At 70.6% G+C, this 17,072-nt stretch carries 9 protein-coding genes; 2 read left to right on the top strand and 7 right to left on the bottom strand.

Annotation, left to right across the window (positions count from 1 at the left end):
* Positions 1–82: 82 nt before the first annotated feature.
* The 5 genes from HNR22_RS17990 to HNR22_RS18010 all read right to left on the bottom strand — a co-directional run bounded on the left by HNR22_RS17990 (position 83) and on the right by HNR22_RS18010 (position 11,446).
* Positions 83–2,701 carry a right-handed parallel beta-helix repeat-containing protein gene (locus HNR22_RS17990; protein WP_179781337.1) on the bottom strand — a complete coding sequence of 873 codons (2,619 nt, stop codon included), beginning with the start codon at positions 2,699–2,701 and terminating at the stop codon, positions 83–85.
* Between the two features lie 118 nt (positions 2,702–2,819).
* Complete coding sequence (locus HNR22_RS17995; RefSeq protein ID WP_179781338.1) at positions 2,820–5,420, bottom strand: right-handed parallel beta-helix repeat-containing protein; 2,601 nt, start codon at positions 5,418–5,420, stop codon at positions 2,820–2,822.
* A gap of 45 nt (positions 5,421–5,465) precedes the next feature.
* A complete protein-coding gene (locus HNR22_RS18000) occupies positions 5,466–8,084 on the bottom strand; it encodes a right-handed parallel beta-helix repeat-containing protein (RefSeq protein WP_179781339.1) in 2,619 nt (872 codons plus the stop codon).
* Between the two features lie 178 nt (positions 8,085–8,262).
* Entirely contained in the window at positions 8,263–10,725 is a 2,463-nt protein-coding gene (locus tag HNR22_RS18005) for a NosD domain-containing protein (protein WP_179781340.1), read from the bottom strand.
* Positions 10,726–10,972: 247 nt separating this feature from the next.
* Positions 10,973–11,446 (bottom strand): hypothetical protein, encoded by a 474-nt coding sequence (locus HNR22_RS18010; RefSeq protein WP_343059856.1) that lies wholly within the window; start codon positions 11,444–11,446, stop codon positions 10,973–10,975.
* Between the two features lie 86 nt (positions 11,447–11,532).
* Here HNR22_RS18010 and HNR22_RS18015 point away from each other — a divergent pair, with 86 nt between their 5' ends.
* The gene (locus HNR22_RS18015) at positions 11,533–12,819 is read left to right on the top strand and encodes an MFS transporter (protein ID WP_179781341.1); all 1,287 of its coding nucleotides are present in this window, start codon (positions 11,533–11,535) and stop codon (positions 12,817–12,819) included.
* Between the two features lie 593 nt (positions 12,820–13,412).
* Here the strand turns inward: HNR22_RS18015 and HNR22_RS18020 are convergent.
* Positions 13,413–15,119: a bifunctional metallophosphatase/5'-nucleotidase gene (locus HNR22_RS18020; RefSeq protein WP_179781342.1), complete on the bottom strand. Its 1,707-nt coding sequence runs from the start codon at positions 15,117–15,119 to the stop codon at positions 13,413–13,415.
* A gap of 278 nt (positions 15,120–15,397) precedes the next feature.
* Here HNR22_RS18020 and HNR22_RS18025 point away from each other — a divergent pair, with 278 nt between their 5' ends.
* On the top strand, positions 15,398–16,195 hold the full coding sequence (locus tag HNR22_RS18025) for an alpha/beta fold hydrolase (RefSeq protein WP_343059857.1): 798 nt from the start codon (positions 15,398–15,400) through the stop codon (positions 16,193–16,195).
* 141 nt (positions 16,196–16,336) lie between these two features.
* Here HNR22_RS18025 and HNR22_RS18030 read toward each other — a convergent pair whose 3' ends face one another.
* Positions 16,337–17,062 (bottom strand): histone deacetylase, encoded by a 726-nt coding sequence (locus HNR22_RS18030; RefSeq protein ID WP_179781343.1) that lies wholly within the window; start codon positions 17,060–17,062, stop codon positions 16,337–16,339.
* Between the last annotated feature and the right edge of the window lie 10 nt (positions 17,063–17,072).

A 17,072-nucleotide genomic window follows, 5' to 3' on the forward strand; every position in this document is an offset into this window, starting at 1 on the left:
CTGTCCCGTCACCCTCCGGCAGGAAGAGCCGGCGCCCACCCGCTGGGTGTGGAGGGCGCTGGCTCTTCTGGTATTCGACGGGTCAGGACGCGGCGGCGATGAAGTGTCCCGCCTGGTCGATGATCACGTGGGTGGAGCCGGAGGTGTTGTTGAACAGCACGACGATCCCGTATTCACCGACGCCGACGATGGCGTGGTTCGAGGCGGTCTCACCGGCGACGTAGTTGACGTTCGACGCGGTCGGCCGGTCCGGTCCGTTGGGGTGGATGGTGAGCACGCCGGCCCTGGTGGGTGCGGTGACGGTCAGGTTCGCCACCAGCGCCGTCGGCTGGGGTGCGCTCTTGTCGTCTCTTGGGTCGAGGTAGGGCACGGTCAGCGAACCCCAGCCGTTCGGCCCGAGCGCTCCCTCGCCGTCACGGGTGTCGTAGATCCGGGTCGGGCCGAACGGCACGAAGACGTCCGTGGCGCCCCCACCGAACCAGCCGGACAGGTCGGCGACCACATGGGTACGGCCCGAACTGACGTTCTGGATGGACACCTTCCCGTCCACCACCGGCACCATCACCAGGTTCGGAATGGTCTGCCCCGCCACGAAGTTCAGATTCGACGCCATCGGCACCGCCGAGCCGTACGGATGAACAGTCAACACCCCACTGGTCGTCGGCTCCGTCACGGTCACATTGAGCACCACCGCCGTCACCCCGGACGGAATCCGACCGGACAGATCCACCGTCCGACCCGTGTTCGGCGCGAACGCCGAGCCACCGGTGCTGCGGGTGTCCAACACCCGCGACGGAGCCACCGACCGGAACCCCGACCCGCTCGCCGCGTAGTACCCCTGCAGGTCCGCGACGACGTGCACCGTACCGCTGGCGGTGTTACGGATGCGCAGGTTGCCGTTGGACATCGGCACGGTGACCAGGTTCGGCACCGTCTCGCCGGGTACGAAGTTGACTGTCGACGCGTCCGGCAGGGTGGTGCCGTCCGGGTAGACCCGCAGGAACCCCGCGGTGGTCGGCGCGGTGGCGGTCACGTTCAGCACCACGGCGCTGATGTCCGCGGCCGGCATCCCGTTGATCTGCGGCAGCGCCAGCACGACCTCGGTGTTCGCCGGGATCGGCACGGTGCCCGGCACCCCGAGCGCCGCACGGGTGTCCAGTACCCGCTGCGGTGTCAGGGCCGTGTAGGCGGCACCGACAACCGTGCAGCTGGTCTTGGGCGCTCCGTAGGTCCACCGGAAGTCGGTGAACGTCACCTGATGGGTCTCGCAGGCCCTGCCGGCCCGGCGGAAGCGGTGCTCCTCCGGCCCGAGCGGAACGATCCGGCGGAACGGCTCGTCGCTCCAACTGCGGGACACCTTGCCCAGCGGGCCGTCGGTGGGCCAGGCGGTGGTGACGGAGAGGCCGACGCTCACGTCCAGGGGGTTACCGCCGGGCTTGCGCCGGACCGGAACCTCGGTGACCGTCGTCGGGCCCTGCACCTCGACCGCACCCCGGTCGTGGTAGCCCGAGCCGGTGCCCGTGTTGGGCACCGCCGGGGCGTCGCTGTGCGGGTTGTCCAGCAGGTCGGTACGGGAGACGCCCTCGGCGGTGGCGTCGGCCGAGTCGACCGCCGGCGAGTTCGGGGCGATCTCGTAGTACGGCCGGTCATACATGGGCACCGTCGACAGCCGGGGGTTCGCGGCGATGTCGTGGGTGCCGTTGCCGGTGGCGGCGACGAACTCGGGCAGGCTCGTGTACTCGGTGGCACCCCAGCGGTACAGGGGACCGCCACTGGCCGGCTCGATCAGATTGTGGTCCGCCACGGTCTGCGGAACGCTTCCGGCGGAGACGGCGATGGCGGTCGCCAGTGCCGGCCACCTGCACGGCTGCGCGTCATCGAGCGGGCCGCCGGCGGTCTCCACGATGTTGTTCCGGATCGACACGCCCGGCGAGGTGCCGGTGACGTCCACGGCGGACGTGCAGTTGGTCGTCAGTGTGTTACCGACGATCTTCGTGCCGGGCGCGTCCCGCACCGTGACGCCACTGACGGTGAAGGTGTTGGCGGTGATCAGAGCGGCACGCACACCCGGGTCCACCACCAGACCGCTTCCGCCCACGAAGGAGCCACGACTCACGGTGACCTCCGCGGACTCACCGGTGATCCGGACCCGGGCCGGGGCCTCGTACTCGGTGACGACCAGCCGATCGAGGGTGATCCGGGAGGACCCGTCGACGAGTACCGCCTCGGCCGTACCCTCACCGGCCGCCCGGAAGCCGTCGAGGACCACGTCGTGGACGCCGCGAACGGTGAAGGCGCTCTCGTTGCCGCCGGGACCACGACGCTTGCCCACCTTGACGACGGTGGCGGCCTCGCCCGGCCCGTTCACCGCCCGGAAGGTGATCGGCGCGCCCTCGGTCCCCGAGCGGCTGATGACCACCGACTCCCGGTATTCGACTCCCGGGTGGACCAGGACGGTCTGGCCGGGCTCGACCACGGCGGCGGCCGCTGAGATGGTGCAGAACGGGGCTGCCAGGCTGCCGTCACCGCCCGTCACGCATCTCGTGTTGCTGACGTGCAACTCGGCTCCGACGGCAGCAGCCGGCACCGGCGCCACGGTGGCGTCGGTTGCCGCCGCCAGCGCGGGCGCCGCCGGGACCGCCAGGCCCCCACCGACGGTCAGTGGTACGAGCGCGAAACGCGCCAGAACAGAAGTCCTCATCAACCATCCCAAACCGTGGTGAACGTGTGCCGGCGTACCCGATGGGTGTGACGCCGAGCGGATGACACGGCCGTCCGTCGCCGAGGCGATGGACGGCCGTGCAACTGGTGCGTTGGAGTCAGGACGCCGCGGCGATGAAGTAGCCCGCCTGGTCGACGATCAGGTGCGTGTAGCCGGAACTGTTGTTGAACAGCACGATGTTCTCGTCCTCACCGACGCCCACGATGGCGTGGTTCGAGGCGGTCTCACCGGCGACGTAGTTGACGTTCGACGCGGTCGGCTGGTCCGCTCCGTTCGGGTAGGCGGTGAGCACGCCCGCCCGGGTCGGCGCGGTGACGGTCAGGTTCGCCACCACGGCCGTCGGCTTCGCCCCTGTCCCGCTGAGCGAATCGAGGTACGGAACGGGGACACCCGACGAGGTGATGGGCGCCTGCGGCCATCCCTCACCAGCGGCTCCCCGGGTGTCCAGGATGCGGCGTAGGCCGAACGGCACGAAGACGTCGGTGGCACCGCCGCCGAACCAGCCGGACAGGTCGGCGACCACATGGGTACGGCCGGAACTGACGTTCTGGATGGACACCTTCCCGTCCACCACCGGCACCATCACCAGGTTCGGAATGGTCTGCCCCGCCACGAAGTTCAGATTCGACGCCATCGGCACCGCCGAGCCGTACGGATGAACAGTCAACACCCCACTGGTCGTCGGCTCCGTCACGGTCACATTCAGCACCACCGCCGTCGCGCCCGACGGAATCCGACCAGACAGATCCACACTCCGACCCGTGTTCGGCGCGAACGCCGAACCACCGGCGCTGCGAGTGTCCAACACCCGCGACGGAGCCACCGACCGGAACCCCGACCCACTCGCCGCGTAGTACCCCTGCAGGTCCGCGACGACGTGCACGGTGCCGCTGGAGTTGTTGACGATCACCACCCCGTTGCCGCTCAGGACCGGCACGGTGACCAGGTTCGGCACCGTCTCACCGGCGACGAAGTTGACACTGGAGACACCGGCGGGGCCGCCGGCCGGATACACCTGGAGGAACCCGGCGGTGGTCGGCGCGGTCGCGGTCACGTTCAGCACGACGGCACTGACGTCCTGCTCCGGCACCCCGTTGAGCGGCGAGAACGCCAGGTTGACCGCCTGCTTCGGCGGGATCGGCACGGTACCGACCCTTCCGATTCCGGCACGGGTGTCGAGCACCCGCCGCGGCGGCACCGGCGTGTAGGCGGCGCCCAGCACCAGGCAGGTCGTCACCGGGGTCTCCCGGAACTGGCGGAAGTCGTTGAGGCTGACCTGGTGGGCCTCGCACACCCGGCCGGCACGGGGGAAACGGTGGTCCTCCGACCCGAGCGGGAGCACCCGACGGTTGTACTCATCGCTCCAGTTGCGCGACACCTTGCCCAACGGACCGTCGGTGGTCCACGCGGTGGTGATGGAAAGCTCGGCGGTCACATCCAGGTGTGTGCCGCCCGCCTTCCGTCGGATCGGCAGATCTTTGACCGTCACCGGCCCCTGGGCCTCGACGGCGCCCCGGTCGTGGTAACCCGAGCCGGTGCCCGTGTTGGGCTTCGCCGGGTCGTCCGTGTGCGGGTTGTCCAGCAGGTCGGTCCGGGACACACCCTCGGCGGTGGCATCGGCCGAGTCGACGGCGGGTGAGTTCGGGGCGATCTCGTAGTACGGCCGGTCGTACGCGTCCGTCGACCGCAGCCAGGGGGTCGCGGCGATGTCGTGCGCGCCGTGACCGGTGGCGGCGACGAACTCGGGCAGGCTGGTGTACTCGGTGCCACCCCACCGGTACAGCGGACCGCCGCTGGCCGGCTCGATCAGGTTGTAGTCCGCCACGGTCTGCGGCACGCTGCCGGCGGAGACGGCGATGGCAGTCGCCTCGGAGGGCACCTCGCAGGCCACCGCGTCGCTGAGCGCGCCGGTGGCGGTCTCCAGGATGTTGTTGCGGATCGACACCCCCGGCGACGTGCCGGTGACGTCCACGGCGAGGGTGCAGTCAGTTTCCAGCGTGTTCCCGACGATCTTCGTGCCCGGCGCGTCCCGCACGGTGATCCCGCTCTGGGTGAAGGTGCTCGCGGTCACCAGCGCACCGCGCACCCCCGGATCCACCATCAGGCCGCTGCCCGGACGGAAGGCGCCACGACTCACCGTCACGTCCACGGAAGCGCCGGTGATCCGGACCGCACCCGGGGCGTCGTACTCGGAGGCGACGAGCCGGTCGAGGGTGATGCGGGACGAGCCGTCGACGAGGACGGCCTCGGCCGCGCCGTCACCGGACGCGACGAAGCCATCCAGGACCACGTCGTGTACGCCGCGAAGAGTGAAGGCGCTCTCGCTGCCGTTGGCGCCGCGTCGCTTGCCCACCTTGACGACGGTGGCGCTGCGGCCCGGCCCGTTCACGGCCCGGAAGGTGATCGGCGCACCCTCCGTCCCCGAGCGGGTGACCACCACCGACTCCCGGTAGTCACCGGGCCGAACCAGGACCGTCTGGCCGGGTCGGGCCACGTCCGCGGCCTGCGAGACGGTGCAGAAGGGGCTGGTGGCGCTGCCGCTGCCGTTGTTGTGGCAGTTGGCCGAGTCGACGTACCACTCTGTGGTGGCGGCAGCAGCCGACGCGGGAGCGGCGGCCGCCGGCACCGCCGGGACCACCAGGCCCACGCCAACGGTGAGTGGTACGAGCGCGAACCGCGCCAGCACAGATCGGTTCATCAAGCTTTTCCCAAGGTAAATGGCTCTGAGAGCGGACAGATCAGGTCAGGACGCGGCGGCGATGAAGTAGCCCGCCTGGTCGACGATGACGTGGGACGTACCCCCGCTGTTGTGGAAGAGGTCGACGCCCGAGCCCACCGCGACCACGGCGGCGTTCGACGCCGTCTCGCCGGCAACGAAGTTGACGTTCGACGCGGTGGGCCGTGCCGCACCGCCCGGGTGCAGCGTGAGCACGCCCGGCGTGGTCGGCGCGGTGACGGTGACGTTCCCCAGCAGGGCGGTGGGAGCCGGGCAGGCAGGGTTGCAGGTCACCTCGCCGCGGAACGGCGCGAACCGGACGGTCTGGCGGGCAGCGAGCGGAGCCGGAGTACGGCCGGGAAGGCCCAGGCTGGACCGGGAGTCGACGATCCGCTTCGGCGTCATCGGAACGAACGTATGGGTGGCCTCCGGACTGAACCAACCGGCCAGGTCCGCGATCACGTGCGTGGTGCCCGAGCTGTTGTTGAAGATGTTGATCTGGCCGTCCACCACCGGAACGGTGACCAGATTGGGGATGGTCTGCCCGGCGACGAAGTTGAGGCTGGACGCGGCGGGCGCCGTCCAGCCGTACGGGTAGACGGTCAGCACGCCGCTGGTGGTCGGTGCGGTGACCGCCACGGAGAGCACGGCCGCAGTGGCGGTGGCGGGTATCCGGCCGGAAAGGTCGAGGGTTCGGGTGGCCTTGCCCGGGATCGGTGCTCCCCCACCGTCCCGCGTGTCCAGAACCCGCGTCGGTGGCGCCGACGCGAGACCGGAACCGGTCGCGGCGTAGAAGCCCTGGAGGTCAGCGACCAGATGGACGGTTCCCGAGCCGGCGTTGCGGAACATCACCGAACCGTTGCGGACCGGCACGGTGACCTGGTTCGGCACCGTTTCCCCGGCCACGAAGTTGACGCTGGACGCGTCACTCGAGTCGCCGCCCGGATAGACACTGATGAAGCCGGCGGAAGCCGGCTGGGTCACCGTCACGTTGAGCACGACCGCGCTGATATCCGTGTCAGGGACGCCGCCGATGATGCCGATCCCCAGTTCGATCGTCCCGAAGCCCGGCACCGGCCCCGAGGCGGGCACCCCGATCGGTGCACGGGTGTCCAGCAGTCGGGTCGGGGTGATCGGGACGAAACGCGCGCCGACCTGGGTGCAGACCGGTTCTTCGTACTCCTTGGGCAGCCGGAAATCGGTCTGGGATGCCTGCACCTGGACGCAGGCGTCGCCGGCGCGCCGCAGCGTGTACTCCGCAGTGGCGGAGGTGCTCACCCGCCAGAATTTCTCGCCGTTGAGGAGAAAGGCGTACTGGGCCCGCTCCCGCTCGACGGGCCAGGCGGAGTGCACACCCGACCGCGCGACCACGTCGAACGGGCCTCCGCCGACCTTGCGCTCGACACGCAGCGGGTCCTGCGTGACGGGTCCCTGAGCCTCCACCGCTCCCCGGTCGCGATACCCCCTGCCGGTGCCGGTGTTCGCGACGGCCGGATCGTCGGCGAAGGAGGCGTCGAGCATGTCGGTGTCCAGAACACCGGGCGCGCTCGCGTCAGCCGAGTCCCGGGCAGGCGAGCCCTCCCTGGTCTCCAGATAGCTCCGGCTCATTCCGCCCACCCAGACGATCTTCGGGTCGGCCCACAGGTCGTGGGTGCCCTGGCCGGTCGCCGCCACGAACGATGCGAGGGTCGGGTGATCGGAGCCCGCCCAGGTGTAGGGCCTACCACCGCTGGTGGGATCGAAGAGGTTGTAGTCGGTGCTGGTTCCCTCCGCCGACTCGGCGGACACCCGGATGCCGGTGGCGTCCGCCGGAGTTTCGCAGACATGGCGCCGCCGGGTCGTGACGACAATGTTGTTGCGGATCGAGGCACCCGATGAACGCCCAGCCAGAACGACGCCCTGGCTGCAGTCGGTGTGAAGGGTGTTACCTGTGATCGTGAGTCGGAGGGCGTCTGCTGCCGCCAGTCCGGAGCTGTCGAGCTGGTTCGCGGTGATCGTCGTGTCGGTGACGCCGGGCTCGACGGACACGGACTGGCCCTGCCAGGTGCGGACGAAGCTCCGGCTGAGGGTCACCCGGTTTGAGGTGCCGCTGATCCGTACGCCACTGGGACCGTAGCTACCAGTCTGGACGGTCAGTTTGTCGAGGCGCACCCGCTGGGAGTCCCGCACCGTCACGGCGTCGGCATAGCTGACGCCGATGACGACCAGGCCTTCCACCGTCACATCGTGCACACCGCTGAAGTCCAGGATGGCCGGGTTGCTGGCGACGGTATTGGCGGCACCGCTGACGGCACCGACCTGCGCCATCCGGTAGTTGACGTTCACCGCACGAAAGGTGATAGGCGCGGACTCGGTGCCGGACCGGGTGAACCGCACCTTCTCGTTGTAATTCCCCTCATGCACCAGGACCGTCTGGCCGGGGCCGGCCACCGCCGCCGCCTGGGAAATCGTGCAGAACGGGCGCAGCTCACTGCCGTCGCCGCTGCCCTGACACCATTGCTCGCTGACGTGCAGCTCATCGCCGGTGGCGGCCGCGGTGAGCGGTGCGGCCGCGGGCGCTGCTGCGGCGGGCGCCGCGGGACCCACCAGGGCCGCGCCGCCCATCAGTGGTACGAGCGCAAGCTGCGCCCAACGTCGGATGTCCATATTGGCCCCCGTGCCAAAGTCGATCATTCAAGCTCGCGGAGAATACCGTGACCAATACCGATGTGGACGTCCCCGACTGGGTCGCCGGGCTGGCCGATCGGCTGGACATCCGGGTCGATCGACGCAGCGGCCGGGTATCGGATCGATCCGATACCCGGCCGCTGCGGGACGCCGCGCCTCAGTAGGCCGAGGCGATGAAGTATCCGGCCTGGTCAGCGATGAGGTGAGCCGTACCGGAGCTGTTGTTGAAGACATCCACATAGTCGCCGCCGGACTTCGACACGACCAGGTTGGAGGCGGTCTCCCCGGCCACGAAGTTCACGTTCGACGCGGTCGGCCTCGTCGCCCCGCGCGGGTACGCGGTCAGCACACCCGCCGCCGTCGGCGCGGTGACGGTCAGGTTCAACACCCCGGCGGTTACCAGTGGACATCCCGTTCCGCACCAGCCGCTGGAGATCGGGGCACCACCCACGGCGAAGGCGGGGAACGGGCCGGGGTGCAGCACCCTGAGCCACCCGGAGTCGTCGCGGGAGTCCGCGACCCGGCCCTCCGACGGCACGTAGGTCTGGTCCGCACCCGACGCGGCCGAGCCGAAGTAGCCGGCCAGGTCGGCAACCACGTGGGTGGTCCCCGAACTGACGTTGCGGATCATCACCTTGCCCGCCACCACCGGCACCACGACCAGGTTGGGGATGGTCTGCCGGGCCACGAAGTTCAGGTTCGACGCCAGCGGCGCCGGGGAACCGTCCGGGTAGACGCTGAGGACACCAGCCGTCGTCGGTGCGGTGACGGTGACGTTGAGGACCGCGGCGGTGGCGTCCGCCGGCAGCTTTCCGGAGAGGTCCAGACGTCGCTCACCGTTCGCGGCCAGTGGGCCGCCGGTGCCGGTACGGGTGTCCAGCACCCGAGTCGGGTCGAGCGTCTTGAACCCGGAGCCCTGCCGGCTGTAGACCCCCTGCAGGTCGGCGAGCAGGTGGACGGTGCCGCCGCTGCGGTTGACCAGCCGGACCACTCCACCGTTCACCTGCGTCATGACCAGGTTCGGAACCGTCTCGTTGGCGACGAAGTTGACACTCGAGGAGCCGAGCTGCCCGTTCGGGGCGCGGACGCTGATGAAGCCGGGCATGGTGGGCGCGGTGACGGTGACGTTCAGCACCACCGCGATGATGTCGGCCGCCGGTACGCCATTGACCGCCGGAATCGGCACGGTGACCTCGCCGTTGGCCGGCACCGGGGTGGTGGTGGCGGTACCGATCGCCGCCCGGGTGTCCAGCAACCGCGTCGGGGCGGACGGCGTGTACCGCGTTCCGACCCTGGTGCAGACGCTGCCACTCGTCGCCTCGGCCCACCGGAACCCGGTGTAGCTGATCGCGATGGAGACGCAGCCCTCGCCAGCCTCCTTGAAGGACGAGGCCACCGAGCGGGCCGACGTGACAGTGAGGTAGCGCTTCCCGTCAAACCGGTAGGAGATCGTGCCACCTTCTCCGTCCACCGGCCAGGCGAACTGCGGTGTCACCGTCGCCGTCACGGCGAACGAGTCGTCACCGGGCTTCTGCCGGATGTCGTACTGCCCGTTCCCCGGGTAGCCCTGAGCCTCGACCGCGCCCCGGTCGTGGAATCCGGTGCCGGTGTTCGCCACGGCGGGGTTGTCGCTGTGCGGGTTGCCGAGCGTGTCGGTACGCGTGACACCCGGCGCGAGGGCGTTCGCCGAGTCCACGGCGGGCGAGGTCGGATTGACCGGGAAGAAGGTCTTGGGTCCTCCGCTCGTGCTCCCGGCGATCAGCGGGTCGGCGGTGATGTCGTTGCCGCCCTGCCCGGTCGCGGCCCGGAACGACGCCAGGTCGGAGTAGGCCGTGCCCGCCCACTGATAGACGGGACCGCCGCTGATCGGGTCGATCAGGTTGTAGTCGCTGACGGTTCCCGTGGCCGGCGCGGCGACCGCGATGGCGATGGCGTCCTGCGGCGTCTTGCAGGCGAAGTGACCCACGCTCGTGCGCACGATGTTGTTCTGAGCCGAGAGCCCGGTCGAGTTGCCGACCACGTCGATGCCCCGCACGCAATTGGTGAGCACCGTGTTGTTGGTGATGACCGTGCCCGGAGCATCGGTGGCCAGCAGACCACCCATGTGCAGCTGGTTGTTGACGACCACCGTCCCGCGAACACCCGGATCGATCCGGATGGCGGGGGCCGCCGACTGAGTCAGGAACGCCCGGCTGATCGTGACGTCGGTGGAGTTACCGGTGACGTGCACGGCTGCCGGAGCACGATAAGCCCGCGCGGCGATGTCGTTGATGGTGACTCTCGTCGAGGCGTCGACCACGACGGGCACCACCGTGTCGGTGTCCTCCACGACGAAGCCCTCGACCACGACGTCATGCACAGCGCTGAACCGGAAGACCGTACCCACGACGGTCTCACCGATGTTGCCGACAGTGATGCGACCATTCACGCTGTTGACGGCACGGAAGGTGATCGGAGCGCCCTCGGCACCCGACCGGGTCAGGGTCACCGACTCCGGGTAGTCGCCCGGCTGTACCAGTACCGTCTGGCCGGGCTGCGCCACCGCGGCCGCCGCCGAAATGGTGCAGTACGGCGCCCCTTCACTGCCGTCGGCACCCGACGCGCAGTCCTTGCCGCTCACGTACAGCTCGTTCGCCGGGTTGGCCGCCGCCTAGGCGACCGGCACCGGGGCCACCGCCACCGCGGGCGTCGCCGGCCCCACCAGGCCAACACCACCAAGCAGCGGTACGACCGCCAGCCCTGCCCACATCCGTCTTTCCATCACGCACCCCCGTGCAAGTCGATCATGCGGGAGCGAGCATAGCGTGATGCCGAGCGATGTGATCAGCGCCGATCGGTCGGCGCCTTCCCCCGTTCGGCCGGGCGTGTCAGTCGTGCCGTTCGGTGCGCTCGATCTCGGTGAACGCCGCACTCAGGTAGCCGTCGAGCGGCCGACCCGTCACCGCCAGCAGGTCGGCCACGAGCAGTGGGGCGTGCCGGGCGAGCGCAGCCGGGCCGGGCGGGGAGTCGTCCTCACCGGGGTCGTACACGCCGAGCGCCCCGGCCAGCAGGACCAGCACGACGTGCGGGTCGACGTCCGGTCGCCAGGGGGCCGCCGCGCGGACGCACCGCTGGAGCACCTGCCGTACGTCGTCGCCGTCCAGCCCGTCCGGATGGGTCGCCTCCAGTAGCTGCCGCACCACGGCACCGAGCACCAGCCCCGAGCGTTCGGCCATGGCGAGCCGGCCGACGGCCACCTCGTACGCCTCGGTGTCCTGGCTCTTTGCGGTCTCGACCGCCTCGGTGGCGGCGCAGGCGATCTCGCGGGCGGATGCGGGCAGGTGTCGCCAGGTCACGCTCACCGAGCCAGCATGGCAGAGCACCCCGACAGCCACCGCCTCGGTAAACGGTTCGCGCGGTGTCGTACCCAGCGAACAGAATGCCGGACATGCTGCGCCGCGCCCTGCCCCGCCGTTCCGAAGCTCGCCGACTCCTGATCGGCACCCTGTTGTCGGCGATCGGGCGCGGTCTGACCCTGCCGTTCCTGTTCATCTACTTCACCGACGTACGCGGACTCACCGACACCCGAGCGGGGTTGGTGATCGGCTGGTACGGCGCGGTCACCCTGGCGCTGTCACCGCTGGGCGGGACGCTGATCGATCGATTCGGTGCCCGCCGCGTCGTGGTGCCGTGCCTGGTGATCGAGGCGATCGGCACCGGCTCGCTCGCGCTGGTTGATTCGAGCGCCTCCGCGTTCGCGGTGATGACGGTGGTCGCCATCGGCAGCTCGGCGATCTGGTCCGGGCAGAACACGATTCTCGCCTCGCTGACCGCCGACGACGAACGGCAACGGGTGTTCGGGCTGAACTTCGCCCTGCTCAACCTCGGTATCGGCATTGGTGGCATGACGTCCGGCGCGATCGTCGACACCGCCCGGCCGGGCACGTTCCAGATCATCTACGTACTCGACGCGGTCAGCTACCTGATGCCGGCGCTGATCCTGCTGACCCTGCCGGGTGTCGGCCACCGACTCGTCCGCCCCAGGGCCAGCGACGAGCCGTCCTCCGGCGGCTATCTGACAGTGCTCCGCGACCGCCCGTTCCGCCGACTAGTGATCTTCGGTCTCATTCTCACCACCTGCGGGTACGCCCAGATCGAGGTGGGCTTCGCCGCGTACGCGGTGCGGGTCGTCGAGGTGACCCCCCAGGTGGTCGCCTGGGCACTCGCGGCCAACACGGTAATGATCGTGCTCGCCCAACTCCTGGTGATCCGCCGCATCGAGGGGCGTAGCCGCACCGGCGCACTCGCCGTGGTCGGGGCGGTGTTCGCCGCCGCCTGGTTGGTCCTCGGTGCCGGCGGCCTGGTCAGCGCCGAGAACGCCGTCTTTGCCGCACTATGCGTGGTGGCCTGCTCGGCGATCTTCGGCTTCGGCGAGACGATGCTGTCGCCGGTGATGCCCGCGCTGACGAACGCGCTGGCCACCGACGAGCTGCGCGGCCGATACAACGCGATGAGTTCAATGATCTTCGGGATCAGCGGCGTGATCGGGCCGGTGACCGCCGGTCCGCTCCTCGGCGCCGCCAACGGCAGGGTCTGGGTGGCGACCGTGGTCGGCGGCTGCCTGGTCGCCTCGTTGGTAGCGCTCTCCCTACGCCGACTGCTCAGCGCCGAACAGGACGGCCGAACGACGACGACCACCCCGGCGTCACCCGCTCCGGCGCCAACCCCCGCCTGACCTCGAACACTCCACGGGCCCGTGGCACCCCGAGCCCCCGCGCCCGCGCCTCCGCGCCCCCGCGCCCGCGCCCCCGCGCCCCCGCGCCAAGATCCGAGCAACTTCCCGGATGTTGCTGCCTCCGACGCGCAGGAGACAGCAACATCCCTGATGTTGTGCGGATCTTCCCCATTCATCTCGCCGCTCGCCAAGATCGCGCTCGATCCGGGATGTAGTGGCATCCCCGGGCGCTGATACCACTACATCCACGTTCGAGCGCGATCTTGGCGCGCGGAGCGGGCGCGGGCAGGCGCGGGCGGACGCAGGGCGGGGACGGGCGGGCGCAGGGCGGGGACGGGCGGGCGCGGAGCGGGCGCGGGGCAGGGCGGGGCAGGGGCGGGCAGGCGCGGCAGGCGCGGGCAGGCGCGGCAGGCGCGGGCAGGCGCGGAGCGGCCGCGGGCAGGCGCGGGGCAGGCGCGGGCAGGCGCGGGCAGGCGCGGAGCGGCCGCGGGCAGGCGCGGGGCAGGTGCGGGGCAGGGTGTCCGCCCGGGGCGGGGGACGGGTCGGGCCCCGGAGCGGATGCTCCGGGGCCCGACGTGGCGCGGGGTCGGCCGTCAGGCGGCGGGGACCTCGGCGGTGGTGCGGATCCGGTCCAGCGTCGGCGCGGAGACCGGCGACTGGGCGGTCAGGTACGCCACGAAGGCGTCCAGGTCGATCTGGCCGGTGACCAGGTTCGTCCCGCCGGTGAGGGCGCTGAACCCGTCACCACCGCCGGCCAGGAAGTTGTTCACCGTCACCCGGTAGGTGGCGGCGGTGTCGACGGCGGTGCCGCCGATGGTGAGGCTGCCCCGGACCACGCGGGTGCCGGCGCACGGGTCGGCCACCGTGCCGGTGGTGCCGTTCGGGTCGACCACGTAAGCCACGGTGGACGACGGGTACAGCGTCCGGCCGGTGACGAACTGCTGTTCCAGGACGCAGTAGAGCTGCGCGCCGGTCAGGTCGAGTGTCACCAGGTTGTTGGCGAACGGCTGCACCGTGAACGCCTCCTCGTAGGTGACCGGGCCGGCGTTGAGGTCGGCCCGGACCCCACCCGGGTTCATGAAGGCGGCCACGGCATTCTGCTCGTCGTCGGTGGCGGCGAGCTGCGCGTCGGCGATCAGGTTGCCCAGTGGCGATTCACCCAGACTCGTACCGAAGAGGGTTTCCTGGGTCTTGGTGATCGCGGTGGTGGTCTCGCCGACCTGGCGGTCGGCGACCGGGCCGAGCACCGTCTTGTACCGGTCGATCAGCGCGGTCTGCTTCGGGTCCTTGGCGACGTCCCGGGTGACCACCACGTTGTTCGCGGCGGCGGAGATGACATCGCCCGACCGGCGGTCGATCTTGAGGTCGATGTCGGTGACCAGGCGACCGAACGAGCTGGCGCTGGTCACCAGCTTGCCGTTGATGTCGCAGTTGTACGCCTGGTGGGTGTGCCCACTGACCACCACGTCGATCGACGGGTCCATCCGGTTGGTGATGTCCACGATGGGGCCGGTCATGCCGACGCAGTCGTTGATCCCACCGGTCGCCGCCTGCGTGCCGCCCTCGTGCAGCAGCACGACGATCGTCTCCACGCCCTTGCGGCGCAGCTCACGGGCGTACCGGTTGGCGGTGTCCGCCTCGTCGGCGAAGCTGAGGCCGGCGACGCCCTGCTGGCTGACGATCTGCGGGGTGCCCTCCAGGGTCATCCCGATGAAGCCGACCTTGACGCCCTGCACCTTGTGAATCGCGTACGGCGCCATCAGCGGCTTGCCGGTCGCGGTCTTGAAGGCGTTCGCGGACAGGTACTTGAAGCCGGCGCCGCGGTACGGGGTGCCGTCGGCGCAGCCGTCGACCGGGTGGCAGCCGCCGTTCTGGATCCGCAGCAGCTCGGCGGCACCCTCGTCGAACTCGTGGTTGCCGACGCTGGCGTAGTCCAGCCCCGCCATGCTCAGTGCCTCGATGGTCGGCTCGTCGTGGAACGCGGCGGAGAGCAGCGGTGACGCCCCGATCAGGTCACCGGCGGCGACGGTGATGGTGTTCTTCTTCTTGGCGGCGGCGCGCAGCTCGGCCAGGTGCGTCGCCAGGTATTCGACACCACCCGCGGTCTGCCCGGCGATGGTGCCGCTGGACCCGCTCGGCGGTTCGAGGTTGCCGTGGAAGTCGTTGAGGGCCAGCAGGGTGACGTCGACCGGCTTCGGCCGTGCGTCGGCTTGCTCAGGGCTGGTGGCGACCGCGCCGAACGCGGCCACCGCAAGCACGGTCAGACCGACAGCGGCCCGACGCATCCTGGTTATGGACATGGATCTCCTTGTGAGAATCGGCGCGTGCGGTGCCCGGCCTCTGGGTCGACCGGGCCGCCGGCCAGCGCCGTCGAAAGGGTCGCGATTGGCGGCGGTTGGGGTTGGCCGCCCGCCCCGACAGCCTCTCATCCGGACGCCGCCCGGTCGACCCAGGCAGCACATCAGAGCTGCGGGTACGCCTCGACCACGGATCGACCGCCGTTCGGTGGGTCTGCCAGACAGTGTCGGACCCAGGGTCTAGAAAGGACGGGACGGTCAGCGCGGACGGAGGCGGCATCGTGAGCGGAACGGCACCGGTGGTCGAGCAGGTGAGATCCGCGGATGGCACGCCCATCGCCTTCGAACGGGCCGGGACCGGGCCTGCGATGGTTCTGGTGGGCGGCGCGTTCAACGACCGCAACACGACCCGCGCACTGGGTGCGGCGTTGGCACCGGATTTCACCGTTTTCGGCTACGACCGCCGGGGTCGGGGCCAGAGCGGCGACACCCTGCCCTACGAGATCGGCCGCGAGATAGATGACCTGGCCGCCGTGATCGCGGCGGCAGGTGGTTCCGCCGCTGTCTACGGGGTCTCCTCGGGGGCGATCCTGGCCGCCCTCGCCGCGGCGCAGGGTCTGCCGGTGACCGGGTTGGTCCTGTTCGAGCCGCCGTTTCAGGTGGGCTCGCATTTGGGCGTCCGGAAGGACATCACCGCGCAGCTCATCGAGCTGATCGCCGTCGACGACCGGGACGGCGCTGTGGAGACCTTCCTCAGCGTCTCGGTCGGGCTGCCCGCCGAGGCGATCACCGGGATGCGGGCACAACCGGTGTGGGGCGCACTGACCGCCATCGCGCACACGTTGCCGTACGACGCCATCGTGAGCGCGGGAGGGCGACTGCCGGCTGACCGGCTGGCCGCGATCACCGCTCCGACCCTCGCGGTGGACAGCACCGGCAGTCCACAGTGGTTGCGGGATGGGAGCCGGGCCGCAGCCGAGGCAGTCCCTGGCGGCCGGTCCATCAGCCTCGACGGTGGCAACCACGAGGTGCCGCCCGCGACGCTCGCTCCCGCACTGCGCGAGTTCCTGCTCGGCTGACGACCACCCCGGCGCACGGCCCGCCAGCCGGGCGCGCGCGACGCAGGGTCAACCACCGGGCCGGCGCGACGCCGCAGGCTCAAGCGCCGGGCCGGCGCGACGCCGGCAGGGCCAACCGCCGGGCCGGCACGCGACGCAGCGTCAATCGCCGGGCCGGCCTGACGCCGACGGTGAGCCCTCGGGAAACGCCTCGCTGACCAGGACCTCGCTGACCAGCGCCTCGCTGACCAGCGCTTCGTCGACCAGGGCCGCGACGGCGTCCGGCGACCAGGCGTCCGCCACGCCGGGCCGGCCTGCCAGATAGCTCGCGATCCGCTCGGCCGACCAGCCGTGCGACTCCCGCAGGCCACGGGCGATCATGCCGAGGTAGGTCGGCGCGGGTGGCCGACAACGCACGCCGGACGCGCCCTCGGGTGCGGTGAAGGTGAGCATCGGGAGGCCGCTGCGGCTGCCGGGGCAGACCAGCGTCTCGTACCGTCCGGGGCCGAGCGTCGCCCGCCCGTTGGAGACGGCGGCGTCGATGGCCGCGCCGGTCGCCGGGATGAGGTCGGTGGCGTCATCCACTGGGCGGTACATCTCCTGTGCCGCGATGTCGGTGAACTGCTCCAGGGTGACCAGGTAGGCGCGTGCGGCGGCCTCGCCCGGCAGGTGCGGGTCGTAGAAGGCCATCCCGCCGGTCCAGGCGCCGGACTCGCCGGCGAAGTAGATGCCGCCGGGCAGCGACACCGGCACCGACCGGCTCGGTGGGCGTCGGTCCCGGCAGCCCGGGTACGTCCGCTTTCCGCCGGGCGGGCAGCCTCCCCCGATGTACCACGCCAGCCGGGCGGCGTGCATGTTCGAGCCGTACGCGACGTACCAGACCTCCATGAGGGGTGCC

Source organism: Micromonospora jinlongensis (assembly GCF_013410645.1).
Taxonomy (GTDB): domain Bacteria; phylum Actinomycetota; class Actinomycetes; order Mycobacteriales; family Micromonosporaceae; genus Micromonospora; species Micromonospora zamorensis.